This is a genomic window from Agrobacterium sp. lyk4-40-TYG-31 (assembly GCF_030209855.1).
Classification (GTDB): domain Bacteria; phylum Pseudomonadota; class Alphaproteobacteria; order Rhizobiales; family Rhizobiaceae; genus Agrobacterium; species Agrobacterium vaccinii.
Genome location: NZ_JARVRE010000008.1, coordinates 44807 through 64383 on the forward strand (window position 1 = coordinate 44807; position 19577 = coordinate 64383).

20 protein-coding genes and 1 riboswitch are annotated in these 19577 nt (G+C 57.5%); of the genes, 12 read left to right on the forward strand and 8 right to left on the reverse strand.

What is annotated here, in order from left to right; genetic code table 11:
* Positions 1-107: 107 nt before the first annotated feature.
* Positions 108-509, forward strand: coding sequence for a hypothetical protein (locus tag QRN55_RS15995; RefSeq protein WP_284777466.1), 402 nt, complete (start codon positions 108-110; stop codon positions 507-509).
* 123 nt (positions 510-632) lie between these two features.
* Entirely contained in the window at positions 633-881 is a 249-nt protein-coding gene (locus tag QRN55_RS16000) for a hypothetical protein (RefSeq protein WP_233134498.1), read from the forward strand.
* Between the two features lie 442 nt (positions 882-1323).
* Here the strand turns inward: QRN55_RS16000 and QRN55_RS16005 are convergent, their stop codons facing one another.
* Positions 1324-2091 carry a DsbA family protein gene (locus QRN55_RS16005; RefSeq protein WP_233134497.1) on the reverse strand — a complete coding sequence of 256 codons (768 nt, stop codon included), beginning with the start codon at positions 2089-2091 and terminating at the stop codon, positions 1324-1326.
* A gap of 170 nt (positions 2092-2261) precedes the next feature.
* On the opposite strand from QRN55_RS16005, the gene QRN55_RS16010 reads away from it, so the two are divergent.
* The 4 genes from QRN55_RS16010 to QRN55_RS16025 all read left to right on the forward strand — a co-directional run bounded on the left by QRN55_RS16010 (position 2262) and on the right by QRN55_RS16025 (position 5747).
* Positions 2262-3419, forward strand: a complete 1158-nt coding sequence (locus tag QRN55_RS16010; protein WP_284777558.1) for a pyridoxal phosphate-dependent aminotransferase — start codon at positions 2262-2264, stop codon at positions 3417-3419.
* Between the two features lie 108 nt (positions 3420-3527).
* Complete coding sequence (locus tag QRN55_RS16015) at positions 3528-4232, forward strand: SDR family oxidoreductase (RefSeq protein ID WP_284777467.1); 705 nt, start codon at positions 3528-3530, stop codon at positions 4230-4232.
* Positions 4233-4397: 165 nt separating this feature from the next.
* Complete coding sequence (locus QRN55_RS16020) at positions 4398-4775, forward strand: response regulator (protein ID WP_111838219.1); 378 nt, start codon at positions 4398-4400, stop codon at positions 4773-4775.
* A gap of 135 nt (positions 4776-4910) precedes the next feature.
* Positions 4911-5747: a response regulator gene (locus QRN55_RS16025; protein WP_111838220.1), complete on the forward strand. Its 837-nt coding sequence runs from the start codon at positions 4911-4913 to the stop codon at positions 5745-5747.
* Here the strand turns inward: QRN55_RS16025 and QRN55_RS16030 are convergent.
* The 3 genes from QRN55_RS16030 to QRN55_RS16040 all read right to left on the reverse strand — a co-directional run bounded on the left by QRN55_RS16030 (position 5744) and on the right by QRN55_RS16040 (position 8216).
* A complete protein-coding gene (locus QRN55_RS16030; RefSeq protein ID WP_111838221.1) occupies positions 5744-6349 on the reverse strand; it encodes a carboxymuconolactone decarboxylase family protein in 606 nt (201 codons plus the stop codon). The two genes, QRN55_RS16025 and QRN55_RS16030, sit on opposite strands and share 4 nt — an antisense overlap.
* Before the next feature lie 76 nt (positions 6350-6425).
* On the reverse strand, positions 6426-7982 hold the full coding sequence (locus QRN55_RS16035; protein ID WP_502871337.1) for a phospholipase D family protein: 1557 nt from the start codon (positions 7980-7982) through the stop codon (positions 6426-6428).
* A gap of 45 nt (positions 7983-8027) precedes the next feature.
* Positions 8028-8216, reverse strand: coding sequence for a hypothetical protein (locus QRN55_RS16040; RefSeq protein WP_233134495.1), 189 nt, complete (start codon positions 8214-8216; stop codon positions 8028-8030).
* A 98-nt stretch (positions 8217-8314) separates the two neighbouring features.
* Positions 8315-8492, forward strand: a riboswitch (cobalamin riboswitch).
* A gap of 71 nt (positions 8493-8563) precedes the next feature.
* Between QRN55_RS16040 and bluB the strand changes: the two genes are divergently transcribed.
* Positions 8564-9250, forward strand: coding sequence for a 5,6-dimethylbenzimidazole synthase (gene bluB / locus QRN55_RS16045; protein WP_284777468.1), 687 nt, complete (start codon positions 8564-8566; stop codon positions 9248-9250).
* Between the two features lie 15 nt (positions 9251-9265).
* Here bluB and QRN55_RS16050 read toward each other — a convergent pair whose 3' ends face one another.
* Together QRN55_RS16050 and QRN55_RS16055 are read right to left on the reverse strand one after the other, a co-directional pair.
* Positions 9266-10414 carry a DUF2865 domain-containing protein gene (locus tag QRN55_RS16050; RefSeq protein ID WP_284777469.1) on the reverse strand — a complete coding sequence of 383 codons (1149 nt, stop codon included), beginning with the start codon at positions 10412-10414 and terminating at the stop codon, positions 9266-9268.
* A 122-nt stretch (positions 10415-10536) separates the two neighbouring features.
* Complete coding sequence (locus QRN55_RS16055; protein ID WP_284777470.1) at positions 10537-12852, reverse strand: NADP-dependent malic enzyme; 2316 nt, start codon at positions 12850-12852, stop codon at positions 10537-10539.
* 215 nt (positions 12853-13067) lie between these two features.
* Between QRN55_RS16055 and QRN55_RS16060 the strand changes: the two genes are divergently transcribed.
* The gene (locus QRN55_RS16060) at positions 13068-13898 is read left to right on the forward strand and encodes a UDP-2,3-diacylglucosamine diphosphatase (protein WP_284777471.1); all 831 of its coding nucleotides are present in this window, start codon (positions 13068-13070) and stop codon (positions 13896-13898) included.
* Positions 13899-13913: 15 nt separating this feature from the next.
* On the opposite strand, the gene dgcA is transcribed toward QRN55_RS16060, so the two are convergent.
* Positions 13914-14897 carry an N-acetyl-D-Glu racemase DgcA gene (gene dgcA / locus QRN55_RS16065; protein ID WP_284777472.1) on the reverse strand — a complete coding sequence of 328 codons (984 nt, stop codon included), beginning with the start codon at positions 14895-14897 and terminating at the stop codon, positions 13914-13916.
* 143 nt (positions 14898-15040) lie between these two features.
* Here dgcA and QRN55_RS16070 point away from each other — a divergent pair, with 143 nt between their 5' ends.
* From QRN55_RS16070 to QRN55_RS16085, 4 genes are read left to right on the forward strand one after another with little or no spacing between them, the layout of a single operon-like run.
* Positions 15041-16201 carry an ABC transporter permease gene (locus QRN55_RS16070; RefSeq protein ID WP_284777473.1) on the forward strand — a complete coding sequence of 387 codons (1161 nt, stop codon included), beginning with the start codon at positions 15041-15043 and terminating at the stop codon, positions 16199-16201.
* Between the two features lie 3 nt (positions 16202-16204).
* Entirely contained in the window at positions 16205-17044 is an 840-nt protein-coding gene (locus QRN55_RS16075; RefSeq protein WP_422387254.1) for an ABC transporter ATP-binding protein, read from the forward strand.
* Positions 17045-17046: 2 nt separating this feature from the next.
* Entirely contained in the window at positions 17047-18417 is a 1371-nt protein-coding gene (locus QRN55_RS16080) for an MlaD family protein (protein WP_284777474.1), read from the forward strand.
* 28 nt (positions 18418-18445) lie between these two features.
* A complete protein-coding gene (locus QRN55_RS16085; RefSeq protein WP_162698247.1) occupies positions 18446-19054 on the forward strand; it encodes an ABC-type transport auxiliary lipoprotein family protein in 609 nt (202 codons plus the stop codon).
* 78 nt (positions 19055-19132) lie between these two features.
* Here the strand turns inward: QRN55_RS16085 and QRN55_RS16090 are convergent, their stop codons facing one another.
* Positions 19133-19570: a PACE efflux transporter gene (locus QRN55_RS16090; RefSeq protein WP_112499871.1), complete on the reverse strand. Its 438-nt coding sequence runs from the start codon at positions 19568-19570 to the stop codon at positions 19133-19135.
* Between the last annotated feature and the right edge of the window lie 7 nt (positions 19571-19577).

The following is a 19577-nucleotide window of genomic DNA, read 5'->3' on the forward strand; positions in this document are numbered from 1 at the left end:
TTTTGTGTTTGCACATTCTGCATGAAAACGAATACAAGTTCCAGCAACACAGACGCCAGCGAAATGGCGTCCGGCATTTGAATAATTCGTATAGGCGGGACATCGAGATGGGCAAGCATATGGATAGCGTAAGAGCGGCAACCGTGCTGTCCGTTTGTGGCCTTCTTTTGCCGCTGGTTGTTTCCTGCAGAACCCTGCCGCCGGTGGTCGCCCCGGAAAACATGCCGCGCCCCACGGCGCAGGTGGTTGGTCCGCAGCGGGTCGACGCATCTCCCGTCTCCCAAAAGCGCGATACGGGCACCTATCCGACTTTCGCAAAGCCGATGACGGCCGCTCTGCCGCAGATGGAAAACGAAGAAGCCGGTACCATGGAAACGACCATGACCCGGCTGGGTGCCGCACGCCGCAAGGGTCAGATTTCAGAATCTGAATACAAGCGCAAGGTTGCAGAACTGCGTGCCTTGTCCGAACAGCAGAAGCCTGTCGCGACACCCGCAGCTTCCCAGTAAATCAGCGTTGGAATGGATTTTGGCGGGCTGTTAGCTGCTTGATCCGTTGATAGTTTTCTGGATCGCGTCAACGGCTAAAGCCCTGCACATTCTGGCTCAACCCATCCTTCTTCAGAAACAGGAATGTTGGGTTATTCGCTTGCCAACGGTGTAAACCTTTCCGCTGCGCACGTCGGCATTGAAAACGACGTATCGTCGTTGTGGGCAAACCAGATCAAGGGATGTCTTGTGACATTCCAGAATATCCGTTTTTCGTTGGATATTGTCGCCCGAAACCACCGTGCGGTTTCGATCTATGGTTTGGTTGCACTTAAATCCATTTCGCGTGGCCATGACCCTGCTGGCTTCAAGGGTAGAGCCCACGGCATCTAACCTGCCAACATCGCTATTGTGAACAAATTCTGGGACCTTCGTTAGTCCACAACCGCTGATACTGAGGCATGCGGCCAATAGAATTAAATTACGAGACACGTTCTCTCCTCGATGAGGTCTGGTCATTCACCCTTAACAACTCCCTACCCACATCCATCAACTCTTACGCTTGCCGACAAGACCCGGCTTACTGCGTTCCTTAAGCGGATGGATGCAACTCATGCGTTATACATATGTCCAGGGAGGCCACTGGCCGATATGCGCTGGGGAGCGTTGAAAATGAAATGCTTTTTCGCTTGTTTGATCGTTGCGACCGCGTTGTTTCACCCGGCTCAGGCCAAGGCACCGGCTGCAAGCGGGTACGCGGGTTCATACTCGATAACGGGTTATCGTTGAGGCCTGATTCGGCCTGACGGAAGGTGGGGCTTTCGCCCCACAATGCTCAAGAGCAGGTTGCCTTGCCACAAGTGCGCATATTCGCGATTTTTTCCTTCAGGGGAGTGGCCCCGACTGCGCCGAAGATGGCTTCGTTGCCGATGACGTAGGAAGGTGTTCCGGTTATACCGAGGCTGGTGGCGAGCTGGTAGGCTTCCTTGACCTGCGCATCGTTGGGATTGGCGGCCATGGACTTGCGGATGTCGGCTTCCTTCACGCCCAGCGATTCTGCGACTTCGATGGCGCTGGCCTCATTGGCGCGACCCGTGCTGCCCAGCAGGGTGCGCTGAAATTCGGGGTATTTTTCCGGTGCGATGAGTTTGAAGGCGTTGGAAACCTTGTGCGCTTCCAGTGATTCCGGTCCCAGAATTGGGAATTCCTTCAGCACGAAGCGAACCTTCTTGTCGGTCTTGAGGATGGTATCGACATCGCTCATGGCGCGTTTGCAATAGCCGCAATTGTAATCGAAGAACTCGACCAGCGTCACATCACCATTGGGATTGCCGAGCGACAAGTCATATTTGGATTCGAACAAAGCCTTCTGGTTTTCAGCAACGGCTTCTGCGGCCTTGGCGTTGCGCGAATCGTATTGCTTGCGCTCAAGAGCTTCCTGAACCTCCAGCATGATCTCTGGGTTTTCGATCAGATATTCCTTGATGAAGGCGCCGAATTCTTTTTTCTGCTGATCATCAAGCGCGTGGGCGGGCAGGGAGACGAACAGTGTCGACAGGGCCGTCAGGCTGGCGATAGCAGTGGATTTGATCGAAAGTGCCATGTCGGTCCTCTAAGGTCGTTATTGGATGGTGATTCCGTTATCCAACGCAATTACCGTAATTTAATTTAAATGCCATATCGCAGATTAAATCTGCCCGTTGCGTTCTCGTCATTGTGAAGACAGCAATAATACGGCAAATGTCCGACAGTTTTCCAAGAAAGAACATGCCCTTGATTACCTTGTCGAAGCGCAGCGCGGTTGAGCCCTTCCATGCCATGGATATTCTGGCGGAAGCCAACCGTCTCAGACAGGCGGGGCGGCCCGTTATTTCCATGGCGGTGGGGCAGCCATCGCACGCCGCACCGCGCGCATCTCTCGAAGCGGCCGAGGCGGCGCTAAAGCATGGACGCGTCGGTTACACGGATGCGCTGGGACTTCGCGATCTGCGCGAGGCCATCGCCTGCAGCTACCGGCTGCGCCACGGCGCAATCGTGGACCCGGCCCGCATTGCTGTGACGACGGGCTCGTCTGCGGCGTTCAATCTGGCATTTCTGGCGCTTTTCGATGCGGGCGATGCCGTCGCCATCGCGCGACCCGGTTATCCCGCCTACCGCAATATTCTGAAGGCTCTGGGGCTGAACGTTGTCGAGGTGCCCGTGACCGCCGAGACCGGATATACGCTGACGCCTGCGAGCCTTGAGCGGGCAGAGACGAAGGCCGGATGCAAGTTGAAGGGCGTGCTGCTGGCAAGCCCCGCCAACCCGACCGGAACCGTGACAGGACGCGACGCGCTCAAGCGTCTGATCGCCTATTGCGACAGCCGCGACATCGCCTTCATCTCGGATGAAATCTACCACGGCCTGACATTCGTGGGTGAAGAGACGAGCGCCGTCGAGATCAGCGAGAACGCCGTCGTCATCAACTCTTTCTCCAAATATTACTGCATGACCGGATGGCGCATTGGTTGGATGGTGCTGCCGGAGAAGCTGATCCGCCCGGTCGAATGTCTTGCGCAGAGCCTGTATATTTCAGCGCCAGAGCTTTCCCAGCTAGCCGCCACCGCTGCATTTTCCGCGGAAGAGGAGCTGGATGTCTACAAGGAAAGCTACCGCACCAACCGCGACTTTCTGACAACGCGCCTGCCGGAACTCGGCCTGCCGCTGGCGTCGCCCATGGACGGGGCTTTCTACGCCTATGTCGATACCAGCCGTTACTCCAATGACAGCATGGATTTTGCGAAGCGCATGCTGGCGGAAATCGATGTCGCCGCGACACCGGGACTGGATTTCGATCCGCTGGAAGGACACCGTGCCCTGCGTTTTTCCTATGCGGGATCTGTCTCCGATATCGCAGAGGCGGTGGGGCGCATTGCTGGCTGGCTGAAATGAACGGCTTCGCGAGCCGCAATTTTTCGTAACCGACCTATCAGGGATTTTGGTTCGAAGTCTGCCGAAAATCACGCTAAGCTTTCTATTTGGATTAAAGGGAGCGTGATGATGTCTGTAGAAAAAGTGGCGGTGGTGACAGCGGGTGGTAGTGGCATGGGAGCGGCGGTTGCGCGGCGTCTCGCTGCTGATGGCTACAAGGTCGCCATCCTCTCATCCTCCGGCAAAGGCGAGGCGCTGGCGAATGAGCTTGGCGGTATCGGCGTGACAGGGTCCAACCAGTCCAATGACGATATCAAGAGGCTTGCCGATCTCACATTGCAAACATTCGGTCGCATCGATGTGCTGGTCAACAGCGCCGGTCACGGCCCACGCGCACCCATTCTCGATATCACCGACGAACAATGGCACGCTGGGCTCGACGTCTACCTTCTCAACGTCATCAGGCCGACCCGCATCATCGCACCCGTCATGGTGCAACAGAAGGCGGGTGCCATCGTCAATATCTCCACCGCATGGGCGTTCGAACCGAGCGAGATGTTTCCGACATCGGCGGTCTTTCGCGCCGGCCTCGCCGCTTACACGAAGATTTTTTCAGACACCTATGCGTCAGACAATGTGCGCATGAACAATGTGCTGCCCGGCTGGATCGACAGTCTGCCAGCTACCGAACAGCGGCGTGAAATGGTGCCCATGCAGCGTTATGGCAAGAGCGAGGAGATCGCGGCGACAGTGGCTTTTCTAGCCTCCGAAGGGGCTGGATACATCACCGGCCAGAACCTGCGGGTAGATGGCGGACTAACCCGCTCCGTCTAACCTGATCCAAATTAAGTTTCCTATGCTTTTCAAGTTTTTGCCTTGTCGAGGGCTTGATTCGACAGGCGACGAAGGAACCTGCGTCTATTGGAGACGTTGTTCAATCTGAGGTCAAAAGTTTTCACAAACACGACGCTTGGATGTAGAAGCAGGTAAATTGAAGTCATGGGACAGCGAAACGCATACGCCAAACAAGTGGTGCTGGTCGTTGAAGACGATCCGCTTTTACGAATGATGGCTGTCGATCTGGTGGAGGATGCCGGGTTCGACGCTATCGAGGCGTCGGGTGCCGACGAGGCCATGGAAATCATGGAAAGCCGCTCCGACATCGACGTGCTGTTCACGGATGTCGATATGCCGGGCAGCATGAATGGCGTCGGTCTCGCAAACTGGGCACGGCGTTCTAACACACCGCTTGGCATCATGCTGACATCTGGACATCACAACCCGTCCGACGAAGCATTGCCGGAGCGCAGTGTGTTCTTTCCCAAGCCATATGACTTCAAGAAAGTCGTCGATACTTTGAAACTGATGACTGTCTAAGTCTTCGGGATGGTGAGAGACGCGATAGGCTTTGCGAATAAGTAACCATAGTCGAAAAGCCGTTTCGCGATTAATTATTCTGAAAATATCAGCCGTTATATTGGCTTCCAAAGCTTGAAGGGTTTTGGGGGCATAATGAATTTTCTGGGTATTACGGGCATGCAGTATTCTGGCGTGCCATTTCGCGACACAAGAATATTGCTGGCGGAAGACTCCAATGTCTTCACCCAGATGATTGGCGCCAGACTGAAAGAACTTCTGGGTCTGTCGGTCGAAGTCTGCCGTAACTTCGAAGAATTGCAGGAATGCTATGAGCGTTCTTCCGAAGAAGTGACGCTGGCGATCTCCAACATCAATCTGCCAGGCGCTGAGAATGGCGAGGCGCTGGAGTATCTCGTAGATCTCTCCATTCCGACCATCGTGTTCACCAGCACGTTCCACGAGGATACGCGCGAGAAGCTGATCACCAAGGAAGTGGTCGACTACATTCTGAAAGACAATGTCTTTGCCGTGGATATGCTGACGGAATCGGTCTGCCGCTTCCTTACCAACCATCGCCACCACGTGCTGATCGTGGATGACAGTCCGACCGCACGCGCTCTGCTGTCCAGCCGTTTGAAACGTTACAACTTCCGTGTCAGCCTTGCCGAGAGCGGCGCAAAGGCGCTGGAAATCCTGCGCAACAACCCGGACATCGGTCTTGTCGTCACCGACTACAACATGCCTGACATCGATGGTTTCGAACTGACGCGCCGTATTCGCACCATGCGTGGCTCGCACGAACTGCGGATCATCGGCGTATCGTCGTCCACCAACCGTCTCTTGTCTGCGCGCTTCCTGAAGGCTGGCGGCAATGACTTCATGCTGCGCCCCTTCATCGATGAAGAGTTCTATTGCCGCGTGAACCAGAACCTCGACACGCTGGTGCAGATCCAAGCGGCAAAGCAAAGCAACAAGAAAGCCGCGGCTTAAGCCACGCTATCGGCCTCGGTCTGCTCGATGGGACGTCCGAGAGCCAGTTTTTGCGCCAAATCCGGGCCGAGCTTATCGACATAGGCCTGGTCCGGCGAGGTGCCCAGCGCATCCAGCGTCTTGGAAAAGAAGCAGCGAGCCGATGCGGCGGCGACGATGTCGAAGATTTCGGCATCCGTCAGCGCGTGGGTTTTCAGCGCGTCGATATCGGCTTGTGTGACCGACGTTGCATCACGCACCACTTTCGAGACAAAAATCATGATGGCGCGCTCCTGTTCATCCAGCGGCGCGTCTTCTGCGTTGGTGATGATGCCGGTGAGTTCGTCTGCGTCGAGCCCCTCTCGCGCCAGCACCGAAGCGTGCGCCAGCATGCAATAGGACGACCTCAGTTCTCGCGCCGCTGCCAGCGTCACCAGTTCATACCGCCGCGGCTCTATGTTGCCACGCAGAGCGACCAGCAATGCGCTCCAGCTTTCCATCACCTCGGGGCGGTGCCCAAAGGTGCGGTACATGTTGGGCAGATAGCCATAGGTGCTTTCCGCGTTCCGATACATTTCCGCGATCTTGATGCTGGTTTTCGGCTCCGGGGGCGTGATGAACATGGACGTCTCCTGTATTTCAATTATGCCTAAAATGCCTGAGCGCGGAATTCGATCAGCCCCTCGCAGATTTTTTTCATCAAAGTTGAGATTCGAGCGGCAAAATGCCCATGATGCTAACCAGTGCGCGGCGGCTGAAAGTAGCGTAGGGTTCGCGGCGGTAGTGCCTTGGCTCGCCTCTGACCAAGCCGGTCCATGTCAGGTTTCGACGCTCGTTCAGTGCCAGTTCGAAGCTCATCTCCCGGCTGGTTTCTTCCTGAAAGATGTCGTCCATCTCCTTCACCAGTCCGGCGGAGGAAAACAGGACGCCCATTTCCGTATTGAGAGACATGGAGCGCGGATCGAAGTTAAGCGAACCGATAAAGCCTGTGTCGCCATCGCGGGTGAAGGCCTTGGTGTGCAGGCTTGCCTGACCTGAACCGCGCAATGAGAAGGATTTGTGCTGATCCGCGAGAGACCGCAATTCGTGGATTTTGATACCGTTGAGCAGCAATGGCCTGCGATATCGAGAGTATCCGGCGTGAACGGCAGCGACATCGGTGGCGGCCAAAGAGTTGGTGAGGACACTGACGGACGCGCCATCGGCAGAGAGACGCGACAATGTCTCCAGACCTTTTTGACCGGGAATGAAGTAAGGCGAGGTTATCTTCAGGCGGTCGTTTGTCTCCTCCATGACGGGCAACAGCGTTTCCATTAGGTAGTTGTGGCCACTGCGACGTTTGCCGGCAGCTTTCTCCGGCGGGTCGGCAACGACCGTGGCGCTTTCCACCCAATGGAGCGTATCTGACAGGAGGAAGTTGCCGGAATGATGCTGACTTTCGACCTGCACCAGATAGGGGCGGGCGGCATTGCCGGAGGCGAGAACATCCATTCTGCGGCGCAGCTTCGCCAACTTGCTGGGGCGGCGGGCCAGAAGCGAGCGTACGGGAACGGCGACGGCACTGTTCCAGTAATCGTCGAAAATCTCTTCGGCCTGCGCCACGCAGGCACCATGTGCAGTGATATCGAAATCACGGAAATTCGCCTGTTCCGCAGCGTCGAAATAGGCGTCACCGATATTGCGGCCACCGACGATCAATGTGCGGCCATCGGCAATCCAGGCCTTGTTGTGCATGCGCCTGTTGACGCTGCGAAACCGCAGCACCATTTCCAGCCCACGGCGAAAGACGTTTTCACGCGCCTTCGTCGGGTTGAACAGCCGAAGCTCGATATTGGGGTGACTGTCTATAGCCTGAAAAGCGCGGTCCGAGATCGACACACCCAGATCGTCCAGCAGCAGGCGCACCCGGACGCCACGGTCGGCTGCGGCGATAACCTCGCGCATCATTAACTGCCCGGTGAGGTCAGCATTCCACATATAATACATGAGATCGAGGCTGCGACCGGCGGCGCGGGCAGTGCCGACACGCGCGGCAAACGCGCCGAGGTTGGACTGTATCAGCGACAGCGCGCTCTGACATTCACGACCGTTACTGATGTCCGTCCAATGGCGGTCGAGCGGCGTGGCGTCCTTTTCAAGCGGCAGTGCTGCCGACGCGATCTTGATGATGATTTTGTCACGATGACGGGACGCAAAAACGAGGCCCGCGATAATGGCGAGGACAATGAGGGCACAAATGGCGACAGTGACATTCACAGCGATGATATTACCCGCATCTTTCCCTTAAAGCCTCTTGTGCATTCAATGAATGTCAATATTCCGCTTATCCGCTTCTTCCTTGATGATGTCCTCAATGACCTGCCGCTTCAATGCAGCGTCGGTCGTCAGGTAATCATCTGCGAGTTCAAAGATAGATTTTGGACTTTCGCTGGCCTTGAGTGTGTCGAGGTCCTGACCGATCTGCTGGCGAAGTTCGGAATACTGATCCATCTTTGTTCTCCTTTATGCGTAGAATGCGGGAGGCGGCCAGGCGGTTCCGGTCGACGCGGTTAAAACGCTTGCGTGCTTGCAACGCGCAGCACGAAGCGACATAAGAAGCGCCATCAGGTGCCTGCTTCACGCAGGAGAATCGGGAACGCGGTGAGACTCCGCGACGTGCCCAACGCTGTGAGGCCGATGCGACTGCCAAATGCCACTGAGAGATCGGGAAGGCTGCATATCGCGATGAAGCCCAGTCAGAAGACCGGCCTGATACCATAGACCGCACCGCATGGACGGCGGCAGGTTGTTGACAGGCGGGCCCGTGTGGTCTGCCCGTGCATTGTTGGGGAATGACGATGCGACCTGATGAGTTGGAAGATACGCTTCACCCTGCGCAGGCGTTCAGCGACACCGAGAAGGCTGCGGTGTATCGCGCCATCGAGACGAGGCGTGACGTTCGCGACCAGTTTTTGCCGGATGCGCTGCCGGACGAACTGGTGGCGCGATTGCTGGCTGCGGCGCATGCCGCGCCATCAGTTGGCTTCATGCAGCCGTGGAATTTCACGCTTGTTACGGATGCGTTGGTGAGGCAGCAGGCGTGGGAGGCGTTTTCGCGCGCCAATGCGGAAGCTGCCGAGATGTTTGCGCAGGAAAGCCAGACGCTCTATCGCAGCTTGAAGCTGGAGGGCATTCGCAAGGCACCGCTTTCGATCTGTGTCACCTGCGACCCAACCCGTGGCGGCGATGTCGTGCTGGGGCGCACGCACAATCCGCGCATGGATGTCTATTCAACCGTCTGCGCCATCCAGAACCTGTGGCTGGCAGCCCGTGCCGAAGGTGTCGGCGTCGGCTGGGTAAGCATTTTTCACGATGCCGATATCCGCAAAATCCTCGAAATACCCCAGCACATCGAAATCGTCGCCTGGCTCTGCCTTGGCCGCGTCAATAGGCTCTACAGCGAACCGGAGCTGGCTATCAAAGGCTGGCGGCAGCGACTGCCGCTGGAGGAGCTTGTGTTTCGCGACAAGTGGGGCGCAGCTTAAGTCTCGTCCCTGATCTCACTGCTGTTGTGGCTGAGCGCCTTGCAGGGCAGGGTTTTTGAGGTCGATTCGGCTGGTTTCTTCCTGCATGAAGCGGGGACCGACGATGCGGACTTTGCTGTTGGCTGGATCATAGTCGCGCTCGGGGATCGGTTCGGCTTTCTCGACGGGTTTGGTTTCCGGCTTCGTTTCAGCAAGGGCGGGTTTCGTGTCGCTCTTCGGTGACGTCAGCGTTGTCACGCTCGGCGAGCTTTGCAGTGCGGTGGATTGCGGTGCCTGCTTGTTTTCCTGCGGCTTCGTCGTTGGATCGGAAGAGGCCGTCATTTTGCAGCTGCATGAGGGTGCGCGGCTGGACGCGGGGTTGTTGCGGTAGGCGAAAGCGGTTGGCATCGAGGCGTAGGGCTGGCCGGTTTTTGCCGAGACCATGTCCTCGCTCTCCTGACCTTCCATGGCGTGATAGAACAGCTCGGTCTGGGTGCCGGGACACATGCGCTCGCATTGGGCTGCCTGCTCACGGAAATCGAGCGGCGTCGCGTCCGAAGAAATGGGGAAGAACGCACCATCGCAGGTGCGCACGCAAAGTGTTCTAAGCCCACCCTGCATCGGCATATCGGGCGAAGGCGCGTAATCGTTGTTCGGCTCACCAAAGCCGTCATTCGGGTCGCGCATGTCGGGATAGGGCGAGGGGTCTGTGGAGGTGAACGAGGGCGGCTGCTCGTCGTAACAGCCTTGCGCATCCAGCGCGGCCAGAATGCGCTCGCGCGACCCTTGGGCATTATCATTGCGCTGGGCGGCCAGCATGCGGTCGCGGTCGTCAGCGATCATGTCGCGCTCGGCCTGCGCCTGCTCCAGTGCATCGCCGATTTCGCCGCAAAGCTGCGCATTGGGGTTGCCGTAGACGATAACGCTGCCGGAGGAGCAGCCATAGCCGCGCATGTCGTTCTTGATACGCCGTATGAGAATGTTCTGCTGGGCAAGAGCGCTCGCAAAGCGGCGTACCTCTGCGGTATTGCCGTAAACCTGCACGGGCTGGTTCAGCTGCGAGCGCAACGAATCACAGACAGCGCTTGCCTGCGCCGAAAACGGAGCGGCCAGCATGAGGATCGCAAATGTGCCAACCAGTCGGCTTCGGCGCGGGATCAATGGTCCGTCCGTTCCGCCTGCCATTTGGGCAGGCAATATCCTGAGGGCGTCACCCGCGAAATGCGGATGCCGTATTTTCGATCAGGATAACATAGGCGCGCGCAGCAAAGCGGCAACAGTCAGTTCAAAATTGCGTTAACCCGTGCTTACACCGAAGGGTGCGATGCCTGCACGGCGGCTAGTGCTGCCATGTTGACCACGCCGCGCGACGTGACGGTTGGCGACAGAATGTGCACGGGCAGGGCGGAACCGAGCAGGATCGGCCCGACATGCAGACCTTCCGTCATGGTGCGCACGACGCCAAGCGTGATGTTGGCCGAATCGAGATTCGGGAAGACCAGCAGGTTCGCTTCGCCAGATAGCGAGCTGTTGGGCATGGCGCGTTTGCGCAGCACTTCCGACAGTGCCGAACCGCCCTGCATTTCACCATCGATTTCCAGTTCCGGTGCCGTTGCGCGCACGAGCTGCAACGCGCGGCGCATCTTGCGGGCACTTTCGGAATCACGCGAGCCGAAGTTGGAGTGGCTGGCGAGTGCGATTTTCGGAACGATGCCGAAGCGCTTGATTTCCTTAGCCGCAAGAATGGCCAGTTCTGCAATATCTTCAGAAGTCGGCTCGTAATTGACGAAGGTGTCCGTCAAAAACAGCGCGCCCTGCTGCGTGATCAGCAGGCTGAGGCCGCCGAACGTATGCGCACCCTCGCGCTTGCCGATGATCTGGTTGATGTCGCGCAGATGCCGGTCGAAACGACCTTCCAGACCGCAGATCAGGGCGTCCGCTTCACCACGCTTCACAGAGAGTGCGCCGATGACGGTGCTGTTGGTACGAACGATGGTACGCGCAGCCTCCGGGTTGATACCGGCGCGGCCCACGAGCGCGAAATAGTCATCGACGTATTCACGGTAGCGTGGATCGTCTTCCGGATTGACCACGGCAAAGTCCATATTCGGACGAATGCGTAGCCCGAAGCGCTTCAGGCGGGTCTCGATGATCTGCGGACGACCGATGAGGATGGGCACGCCGGTGCCTTCTTCCAGCAGAACCTGTGCAGCGCGCAGCGAGCGCTCGTCTTCGCCTTCGGCAAAAATGATCCGCTTTTTTTCCGCTGTTTTTGCCAGGTTGAAGATCGGCTTCATGATGAAGCCGGAACGCCAGACGAAGCGGTTCAACTGATCGAGATAGGCGTCGAAATCGGTAATCGGTCGCGCGGCGACACCGCTTGCGGCAGCGGCACGGGCAACGGCAGGCGCGATGCGCAGGATGAGGCGCGGGTCGAACGGCGAGGGAATGAGATAGTTGGGGCCGAAGATCGGCGTCTCATCGCTATAGGCCTTCGCCGCGACTTCCGACACTTCCTCGCGCGCCAGTTCCGCAATGGCGTGAACGGCGGCCATCTTCATTTCTTCGTTGATGGTTGTCGCGCCACAATCCAGCGCACCCCTGAAGATATAGGGGAAGCAGAGCACGTTGTTGACCTGGTTCGGGAAGTCCGAACGGCCTGTGCAGATCATCGCATCCGGGCGTGCCTGACGCGCCAGTTCCGGCATGATTTCCGGGTTGGGATTGGCGAGCGCCAGAATGAGCGGCTTTTCGGCCATGCGCGCCAGCAGTTCAGGCTTCAGAACGCCAGCAGCGGACAGACCAAGGAAAACGTCGGCGCCATCGATGGTTTCGTTCAAAACGCGCTTGTCCGTCTTCTGCGCGTAAACTTCCTTCCACTCGTCCATCAAGGTGTTGCGGCCCTCATAGACGAGGCCTTCGATGTCGTGAACCCAGATGTTTTCACGCTTCGCACCCAGCACCACCAGCAGGTTGAGGCAGGCGAGTGCAGCGGCACCAGCGCCTGAAGCGACGATCTTGACGCTCGACAGGGACTTGCCGGCAAGTTCCAGTGCGTTGGTCACGGCGGCAGCGACGATGATGGCCGTGCCGTGCTGGTCGTCGTGGAACACGGGAATGTTCATTTTCTCGCGAAGCTGACGCTCCACTTCGAAACATTCCGGTGCCTTGATGTCTTCCAGATTGATGCCACCGAAGGTCGGTTCCAGCGCCGAGATGGTGGACACCATGTCGTTGATGCCGGGGGCGTCGATTTCTATGTCGAAGACGTCAATGCCAGCGAACTTCTTGAACAGGACGGCCTTGCCTTCCATGACAGGCTTTGAGGCGAGAGGGCCGATATTGCCGAGGCCCAGCACTGCCGTGCCGTTGGAAATGACGGCGACGAGATTGGCGCGCGCGGTATATTGCGCTGCCATTTCCGGGTTTTCATGGATCGCTAGGCAGGGGGCGGCGACACCGGGGGAGTAGGCAAGCGCTAAATCGCGCTGGTTACCCAGCGGCTTTGATGCCTGTATTTCCAGTTTTCCCGGGCGGGGATAGCGGTGATAAAACAGGGCCTGTTGTTCCAGATCCGCATTGGCGTTTTGGTCTTGCGTCTTGCCCGTGTCCTGAGAACTCATTTTATCACCGCTTATTTCAATTTCTTGGAGGCCTTTGCATACAACAATCAGTCCATGCGTACAGCCGTTTATTTTGCCTCCATATCCCAAAACTGTCGTTTTGAAATTGCTTAAAAGCGGCACTTCCTGACCCGAAATGGCGTTCTGTCATCTTGCTGAAACACGAGTCTGTTTTTCCAGAGGTTGAAAATTGCCGAGACAGGGGGAAGAGTTCCATGGCCGCGCAAACCGAAACCAGACAGTTCAGAACGCTTTTCATTTCCGACGTGCATCTTGGCTCCAAGGCAGCCAAAACGGATTTCCTTCTGGATTTCCTTCGCTACCATGAAGCCGATACGATCATCCTCGTCGGTGACATTATCGATGGCTGGCGCCTGCGCCGTAACTGGTACTGGCCACAGGGCTGTAATGATGTGGTGCAGAAGCTGCTGCGCAAGGCACGCAAGGGCACGCGCATCGTCTATATCCCCGGCAACCACGATGAGTTTCTGCGGGAGTTCCCCGGCACCCATTTCGGCGGTATCGAAGTGGCTGAAAGAATGATCCATGAAGCTGCCGACGGAAAGAAATATCTCGTCATTCACGGCGATGAATTCGACGTGGTGGTGCGCAATGCGCGTCTGCTGGCCTATCTGGGTGACTGGGCCTACGACGCGGCGATTGCCATCAACGTTCTCCTCGCTGCTGTTCGCCGCCGGATCGGCTTGCCCTACTGGTCGTTCTCGGCCTGGGCAAAGCTTCAGGTGAAGCATGCCGTCAACTTCATTGGCGAGTTTCAGCGCGTTGTGGCCGATGAGGCCCGTCGCAACAATGTCGACGGTGTGATCTGTGGCCACATCCACCACGCCGTGATGGAGGACATCGACGGTATCCGCTACATCAACACCGGCGACTGGGTAGAAAGCTGCACGGCAGTTGCCGAAACGATGGACGGTACCTTCGAGCTGATCACCTGGATGAAGTCCGACGACAAGATCGAGGAAAACCCGGTGACCGAGCTGGAGCCAGTGGCTTTCCCCAAGCTCATCAGCACCTACGCAGCCTGAACGGCGCTCGTCGTCTCAGCCCCAGAGTTCAGCCTGGGGCGGGTGGACGAGTGATCCGTCATAGATGAGCCCGGGAACACGATCCCGGGCCAGTAGCAATGGGCCATCCAGATCGGCATAGGCGGTATCCTGTGCGAGCAGAATGGCCGGTGCCATGCCAAGCGATGTGCCCACCATGCATCCAACCATGATCGTATAGCCGAGCCGTTCGGCTTCCCGCTTCATTAACAATGCTTCCGTAAGCCCGCCAGTCTTGTCCAGTTTGATGTTGATGGCATCGTAACGGTCTCGCAGGGACGCCAGATCAGCGGTCAGGTGCACGCTTTCGTCGGCGCAGATCGGTACGGTACGGGTGATGCGTGAAAGAATGGCGTCTTTACCGGCAGGCAGCGGTTGCTCGATGAGCGCGATGCCCAGTTCTGCCGCAATTGCCAAATGGTGCTCTATATTATCGTCGGTCCAGCCTTCATTGGCATCGACGATGATGCGGGCAAGGGGTGCGGCGCTTCGCACTGCGCGAAGACGCGCTTCGTCATCATTCGTACCTGTCTTGATCTTCAGCAGCGGACGCGCGGCGTTCTCTGCCGCTTTTGCGCCCATGGTCTCTGCATCGCCAAGAGAGATCGTGTAGGCAGTAACGATAGGCCCTGGCTGTGACGGCAGGATCGTCGCGGCAACGCGCTTACCGGAGAGTTTGGCCTCGAGATCCCAGAGGGCGCAATCGATGGCGTTGCGGGCGGCACCCGCGTTCATCGCACCTTGCAACTCCTGACAGCCCAGCCCTTCGGAGATGCGGTCCGAGACGGTACTGATATCGGCCAGCACGCCTTCGATCGATTCGCCGTATCGCTTGTAGGGAACGCATTCTCCCACACCGGTGGCGCCATCCTGCGTAATCACGCACTTGATGACCTCGACTTCCGTGCGGCTTCCACGGGAAATGGTGAAACTTCCCGCAACCGGGAATGTCTCAGCTGTGGCTTGAATGTAACGACGCATCAAAATTGCCTTCGTGTTTTGTCATAAACCGTTAAACCGACGAAAAAACACCGGGAATCATCCGCAGTGCTGTGGCTTGGTGATCCGTCACTCGATATGAATCGTTAGAGAATCTTTAATAAGCTGCATTCGCTTGGAGCAAGATGCAAGAACTTGAAACACGGCAGCAGGTGCAGCCAGCAGCAATCTCGGCGGATGACAACGCGGAGAATGGCGGCGTGCGCTATGCTTTGACCGGTTCCTGGCGCAATGCCAATGTCGCCCCCGTTCTTGCCGACATCGAGAAAATCGAGAAGTCCAAGCCATCAGGCGCGATCACGATCGATCTGTCCGGTGTTGAAAATATCGACACCACGGGCGCTTGGCTGCTGCGTCGCATGCGCAACCGGCTGGATAAGGCAGGGACGCAGGTTTCGTTCGAGGGTAACGAGCGGTTCGAGGAAATCATTTCGGCGCTGCCGGATGAAGCGCCTATGCCGCCCAAGGACACCAGCAAGACCGGTATCGTTCAGCGCATATTCGATCCGATCGGCAAGAACATCGTTCAGGCCGGTGCCGATTTTTTGGCGGGCATGTATATTCTGGGTTCCGCCGTTCGCGGTGCGCAGATGAAGCTGGGGCGAGGGCGCGGCGTTTCGCCTGCTGCCATCGCCAACCAGATCGACCACATGGGCGTACGCGCCGTTCCCATCATTTTGCTGATGTCGTTCCTGATCGGCGCCATTATCGCGCAGCAGGGTGCGTTCCAGTTGCGTTACTTCGGTGCCGAAGTCTTCGTCGTCGACCTCGTGGGCATCTTGCAGCTTCGTGAAATCGGCGTGCTTTTGACTGCGATCATGATCGCCGGTCGTTCGGGAAGCGCGATCACTGCCGAAATCGGCTCGATGAAAATGCGCGAGGAAATCGACGCACTGAAGGTCATCGGCCTCAACCCGGTCGGTGTTCTCGTATTTCCGCGCCTGGTGGCGCTTACGATTGCCTTGCCGTTGTTGACGATCATTGCGAACTTTGCCGCTCTGTTCGGCGCGGCTGTCGTCTCGCTGCTGTACTCCGGCATCACCTTTGAAGTCTTCCTGTCGCGGCTTCATTCTGCGGTGGAAATCTCGACCATCGCATCCGGCATGATCAAGGCACCTTTCATGGCGCTGATCATCGGTATCGTGGCGGCAGTGGAAGGCATGAAGGTTGGCGGCAGCGCCGAATCGCTCGGCCAGCACGTGACGTCATCCGTCGTGAAATCCATTTTCGTTGTAATTCTGGTCGATGGCGTTTTCGCCATCTTCTATGCAGCCATCGATTTTTAAGGAGTGGCTGTGCAGGATCAGGAATTGAACACAGACAAGAAAAAAGGCGAGCGGGAAGTCATTCTCTCGGTCGAGGGTGCGACCGTTGCCTTTGGTGACAAAGTCGTTCTCGATAACCTCAACTTGGACGTCTATCGCGGGGAAATCCTGGGCTTCATCGGTCCTTCCGGTGCGGGCAAATCCGTGCTGATGCGCGCCGTCTTGCGCCTGTTGCCGCGCCAGGCTGGCACGATCAAGATTCTCGGTATCGATTACGACAAGGCGACGGATGAGGAGCGCATGGCGCTCGACACACGTCTTGGCGTTCTCTTTCAGCAGGGTGCGCTGTTTTCCGGCCTGACCGTGAAGGAAAACATTCAGTTACCAATGCGCGAATATCTGGATTTGCCGCAGGAACTGATGGATGAGCTTGCCGCTATCAAGATCGAGATGGTGGGTCTCAAGCCCGATGCGGCGGATAAATATCCCTCGGAGCTTTCCGGCGGCATGATCAAGCGTGCTGCACTGGCGCGCGCGCTGTCTCTCGATCCCGACCTCGTCTTCCTGGACGAGCCGACCTCGGGTCTCGATCCCATCGGTGCTGCCGAATTTGATATGCTGATTGCGCGCCTGCGTGATTCGCTTGGCCTGACCGTCTACATGGTCACCCATGACCTGGACAGCCTGTTCTCGGTCTGTGACCGCATTGCCGTTCTGGGCGACAAGAAAGTCGCCGTGGAAGGCACCCTTGAGGAAATGTTCGATAGCGACGATCCTTGGGTTCAATCATATTTCCGCGGAAAGCGGGCACGCGCCGTCGTTCTTCCCGATGGCACGCAACACATTCCGGGGAGTGACGGATAGCCATGGAAACCAAGGCAAATTACACCATCGTCGGGATTTTCACGCTAATCGTGATCGCAGCCGCCTTCGGCTTCGTTTACTGGATGGCGGAATTCGGTCGCGGCGGACCCACGGCGCAGTTGACGATCCGTATTCCCGGCTCCGCCAATGGTCTGTCGGTCGGCTCGCCTGTGCGCTTCAACGGTATTCCCGTGGGCACCGTGCGCGGCCTTTCCATCGACCGTGACGACCCGGCCTATTCGATCGCCTTTACCGAAGTTCAGGCCGATGCGCCTGTGTTTCCTTCCACCCGCGCCGTTCTGGAAATCCAGGGCCTGACGGGTGCGGCCTATATCGAATTGTCTGGCGGTCGTAACAATGAAGAGCGCATTTTGCAGAAGTCGTTCGACACCGGCGTGCCTGCGGAACTGACGGCTGATCTTTCGAGCGTGACCAACCTTCTGGCGACTGCCGACAAAATCCTTCGTCGTGCAGACGGCGCCATCGGCGAATTGCAGGGCTTCGTACAGGACGCGCGCGGGCCGCTGACGCAGACAGTGCGCAACGCCGAGAAGTTCTCCAACGCGCTGGCCTCCAACTCTGACGGCATCGAGAATTTCATATCCAGCCTAAGCTCGCTGTCGACCACGGTGCAGTCCGTTTCCGTCCGTCTGGACAGCACGCTGACCGCTGTCGAAGATCTGGTAAAGGCGGTGGACTCTCAGAAAATCGACTCCATCCTGACCAATGTCGACAAGGTCACAACCGATGTCGCGGCCTCTTCCGGCGGCATTCAGGAGGTGATGGAAACCGTTCAGCGCACGTCGCGAAACTTCGAACAGGCGAGTGCTGAAGTTCAGGTCGTCGTGAAACGTGCCGACGAGTTGCTGGCGTCGGTGGATGCTGCGAAGGTTGGCAACGCTGTTGAAGACGTCTCTGCTGCCACAGCCGATGCCCGTCAGGCCATCGCCACGTTCCGCCAGATCGCCGATGATGTCGGCACACGCCGCCCGGATATAGATCAGGCCATTGCCGACTTCACCGACATGTCGCGCAAGCTGAACATGGCGTCGAGCCGCGTGGATGGAATTCTGGCAAAAGTTGACGGCCTTCTTGGAACCGATGATGCCAATTCGCTTTTCTCCAAAGCGCGTGAGACATTGGCCTCCTTCAAGGCGGTTGCCGATAATCTCAACGCGCGCATTGGCCCTATTGCCGACAATCTTGCACGTTTCTCCAGTTCGGGTCTGAAGGATTTCCAGGCACTGATTGGCAACACGCGACAGACGGTCGACAATCTGAACAATGCAATCACAAATTTCGATCGCGATCCGCAGCGGCTGATTTTCGGTGGCGAGAACGTAAAACAATATGATGGCCGAACAAGGCGCTGACGGGGGTAGGAATTTGAAAAATTCGTTGATGCGCGGGCAGGCGGCTGTCCCGACCAGAACCAAGGCTTTCGTGATGCTGCCTTTGCTTGCTGCGCTGTTGGCGGGCTGTGGCGGCAGCGCGAAGAATGACACATTCGACCTTTCGGTGTCGGCGGCTCCGGTGACGCGCGGTCCAGTGCTGCGGTCGCGCCAGTTGCTGATCGCCGACCCAACTGCGCTGAAGGCGCTGGACAGCGAGAACATTCTGGTGCGCCTGTCAGGCTCCGAGGTTCAGTATCTTGCCAACTCGCAATGGAGCGACCGCCTGCCTCGCATGGTACAGTCGAAGCTCGTGGAAGCCTTCGAGGACACCGGTCGTCTCGGCGGTGTGGGTCGTCCCGGCCAGGGCTTGGCGATCGACTATCAGGTCGTGACCGACATCCGCGCCTTCGAAGTCGATACGGCGAAGAACCTTGCCAATATCGAGATTTCGGTAAAGCTGCTCAACGACAAGAACGGTACCGTCAAGGCGCAACAGGTTTTCCAGTCCAGCGCCCGCGTCAGCGGTTCCGGCAATGCGAACCTCGTCAAGGCGCTAGACAGCGCCTTCGCCGGCGCTTCCCGTGACATCGTGGCCTGGACGCTGAAGTCGCTCTAAGCGGAAGACTTCGACTGACAAAAAACGCTGCGTATCGGATAGATGCGCAACGTTTTTGTTTCTGGATTAAGCGTGATCTTACTCGGCGGCCTGTGCCTTCTTCCATTCCGGTAGAGGAAACAGCCGGTCGTAGCACCAGTTGAAGACGAAGGCGTAGACCACGTAGAACAGTGCGAATGAAACATCCATGATCAGCGCATGGGCGAGGCTGATGTTCAGATACCAGGCGATGAACGGCATAAGCACCACCAACAGGCCAAGTTCGAACAGCACCGCATGGACGACGCGGATACCGGTCGTTTTTAGTGTTGTGCCTCTGGAGCGCTGCATAATGTGATCGAAGATGAGATTGTAGAGGTAGTTCCAGGCCGTTGCGATGGTCGCGCTGACGACGCCGACAACACCGATGTCCTCCGCAGGCATGCTGAATAAAAGCGCGCCCAGCGGTATCATGAGAATAAGGCCGATAATCTCGAAGCTGAGTGCGTGACGTATACGGTCGGCAATGGTCCGCATGGAAAAC

What these genes read in the sequence shown, in the direction of transcription:
- QRN55_RS16090 (WP_112499871.1), bottom strand. Translation starts at nt 19,570, where the DNA reads ATGCGGACCATTGCCGACCGTATACGTCACGCACTCAGCTTCGAGATT.
- QRN55_RS16060 (WP_284777471.1), top strand. Translation starts at nt 13,068, where the DNA reads ATGGCCGCGCAAACCGAAACCAGACAGTTCAGAACGCTTTTCATTTCC.
- QRN55_RS16040 (WP_233134495.1), bottom strand. Translation starts at nt 8,216, where the DNA reads ATGGATCAGTATTCCGAACTTCGCCAGCAGATCGGTCAGGACCTCGAC.
- QRN55_RS16085 (WP_162698247.1), top strand. Translation starts at nt 18,446, where the DNA reads ATGCGCGGGCAGGCGGCTGTCCCGACCAGAACCAAGGCTTTCGTGATG.
- QRN55_RS16055 (WP_284777470.1), bottom strand. Translation starts at nt 12,852, where the DNA reads ATGAGTTCTCAGGACACGGGCAAGACGCAAGACCAAAACGCCAATGCG.
- QRN55_RS16080 (WP_284777474.1), top strand. Translation starts at nt 17,047, where the DNA reads ATGGAAACCAAGGCAAATTACACCATCGTCGGGATTTTCACGCTAATC.
- QRN55_RS16050 (WP_284777469.1), bottom strand. Translation starts at nt 10,414, where the DNA reads ATGGCAGGCGGAACGGACGGACCATTGATCCCGCGCCGAAGCCGACTG.
- QRN55_RS16025 (WP_111838220.1), top strand. Translation starts at nt 4,911, where the DNA reads ATGAATTTTCTGGGTATTACGGGCATGCAGTATTCTGGCGTGCCATTT.
- QRN55_RS16015 (WP_284777467.1), top strand. Translation starts at nt 3,528, where the DNA reads ATGTCTGTAGAAAAAGTGGCGGTGGTGACAGCGGGTGGTAGTGGCATG.
- QRN55_RS16020 (WP_111838219.1), top strand. Translation starts at nt 4,398, where the DNA reads ATGGGACAGCGAAACGCATACGCCAAACAAGTGGTGCTGGTCGTTGAA.
- QRN55_RS16005 (WP_233134497.1), bottom strand. Translation starts at nt 2,091, where the DNA reads ATGGCACTTTCGATCAAATCCACTGCTATCGCCAGCCTGACGGCCCTG.
- dgcA (WP_284777472.1), bottom strand. Translation starts at nt 14,897, where the DNA reads ATGCGTCGTTACATTCAAGCCACAGCTGAGACATTCCCGGTTGCGGGA.
- QRN55_RS16030 (WP_111838221.1), bottom strand. Translation starts at nt 6,349, where the DNA reads ATGTTCATCACGCCCCCGGAGCCGAAAACCAGCATCAAGATCGCGGAA.
- QRN55_RS15995 (WP_284777466.1), top strand. Translation starts at nt 108, where the DNA reads ATGGGCAAGCATATGGATAGCGTAAGAGCGGCAACCGTGCTGTCCGTT.
- QRN55_RS16000 (WP_233134498.1), top strand. Translation starts at nt 633, where the DNA reads ATGTTGGGTTATTCGCTTGCCAACGGTGTAAACCTTTCCGCTGCGCAC.
- QRN55_RS16070 (WP_284777473.1), top strand. Translation starts at nt 15,041, where the DNA reads ATGCAAGAACTTGAAACACGGCAGCAGGTGCAGCCAGCAGCAATCTCG.
- bluB (WP_284777468.1), top strand. Translation starts at nt 8,564, where the DNA reads ATGCGACCTGATGAGTTGGAAGATACGCTTCACCCTGCGCAGGCGTTC.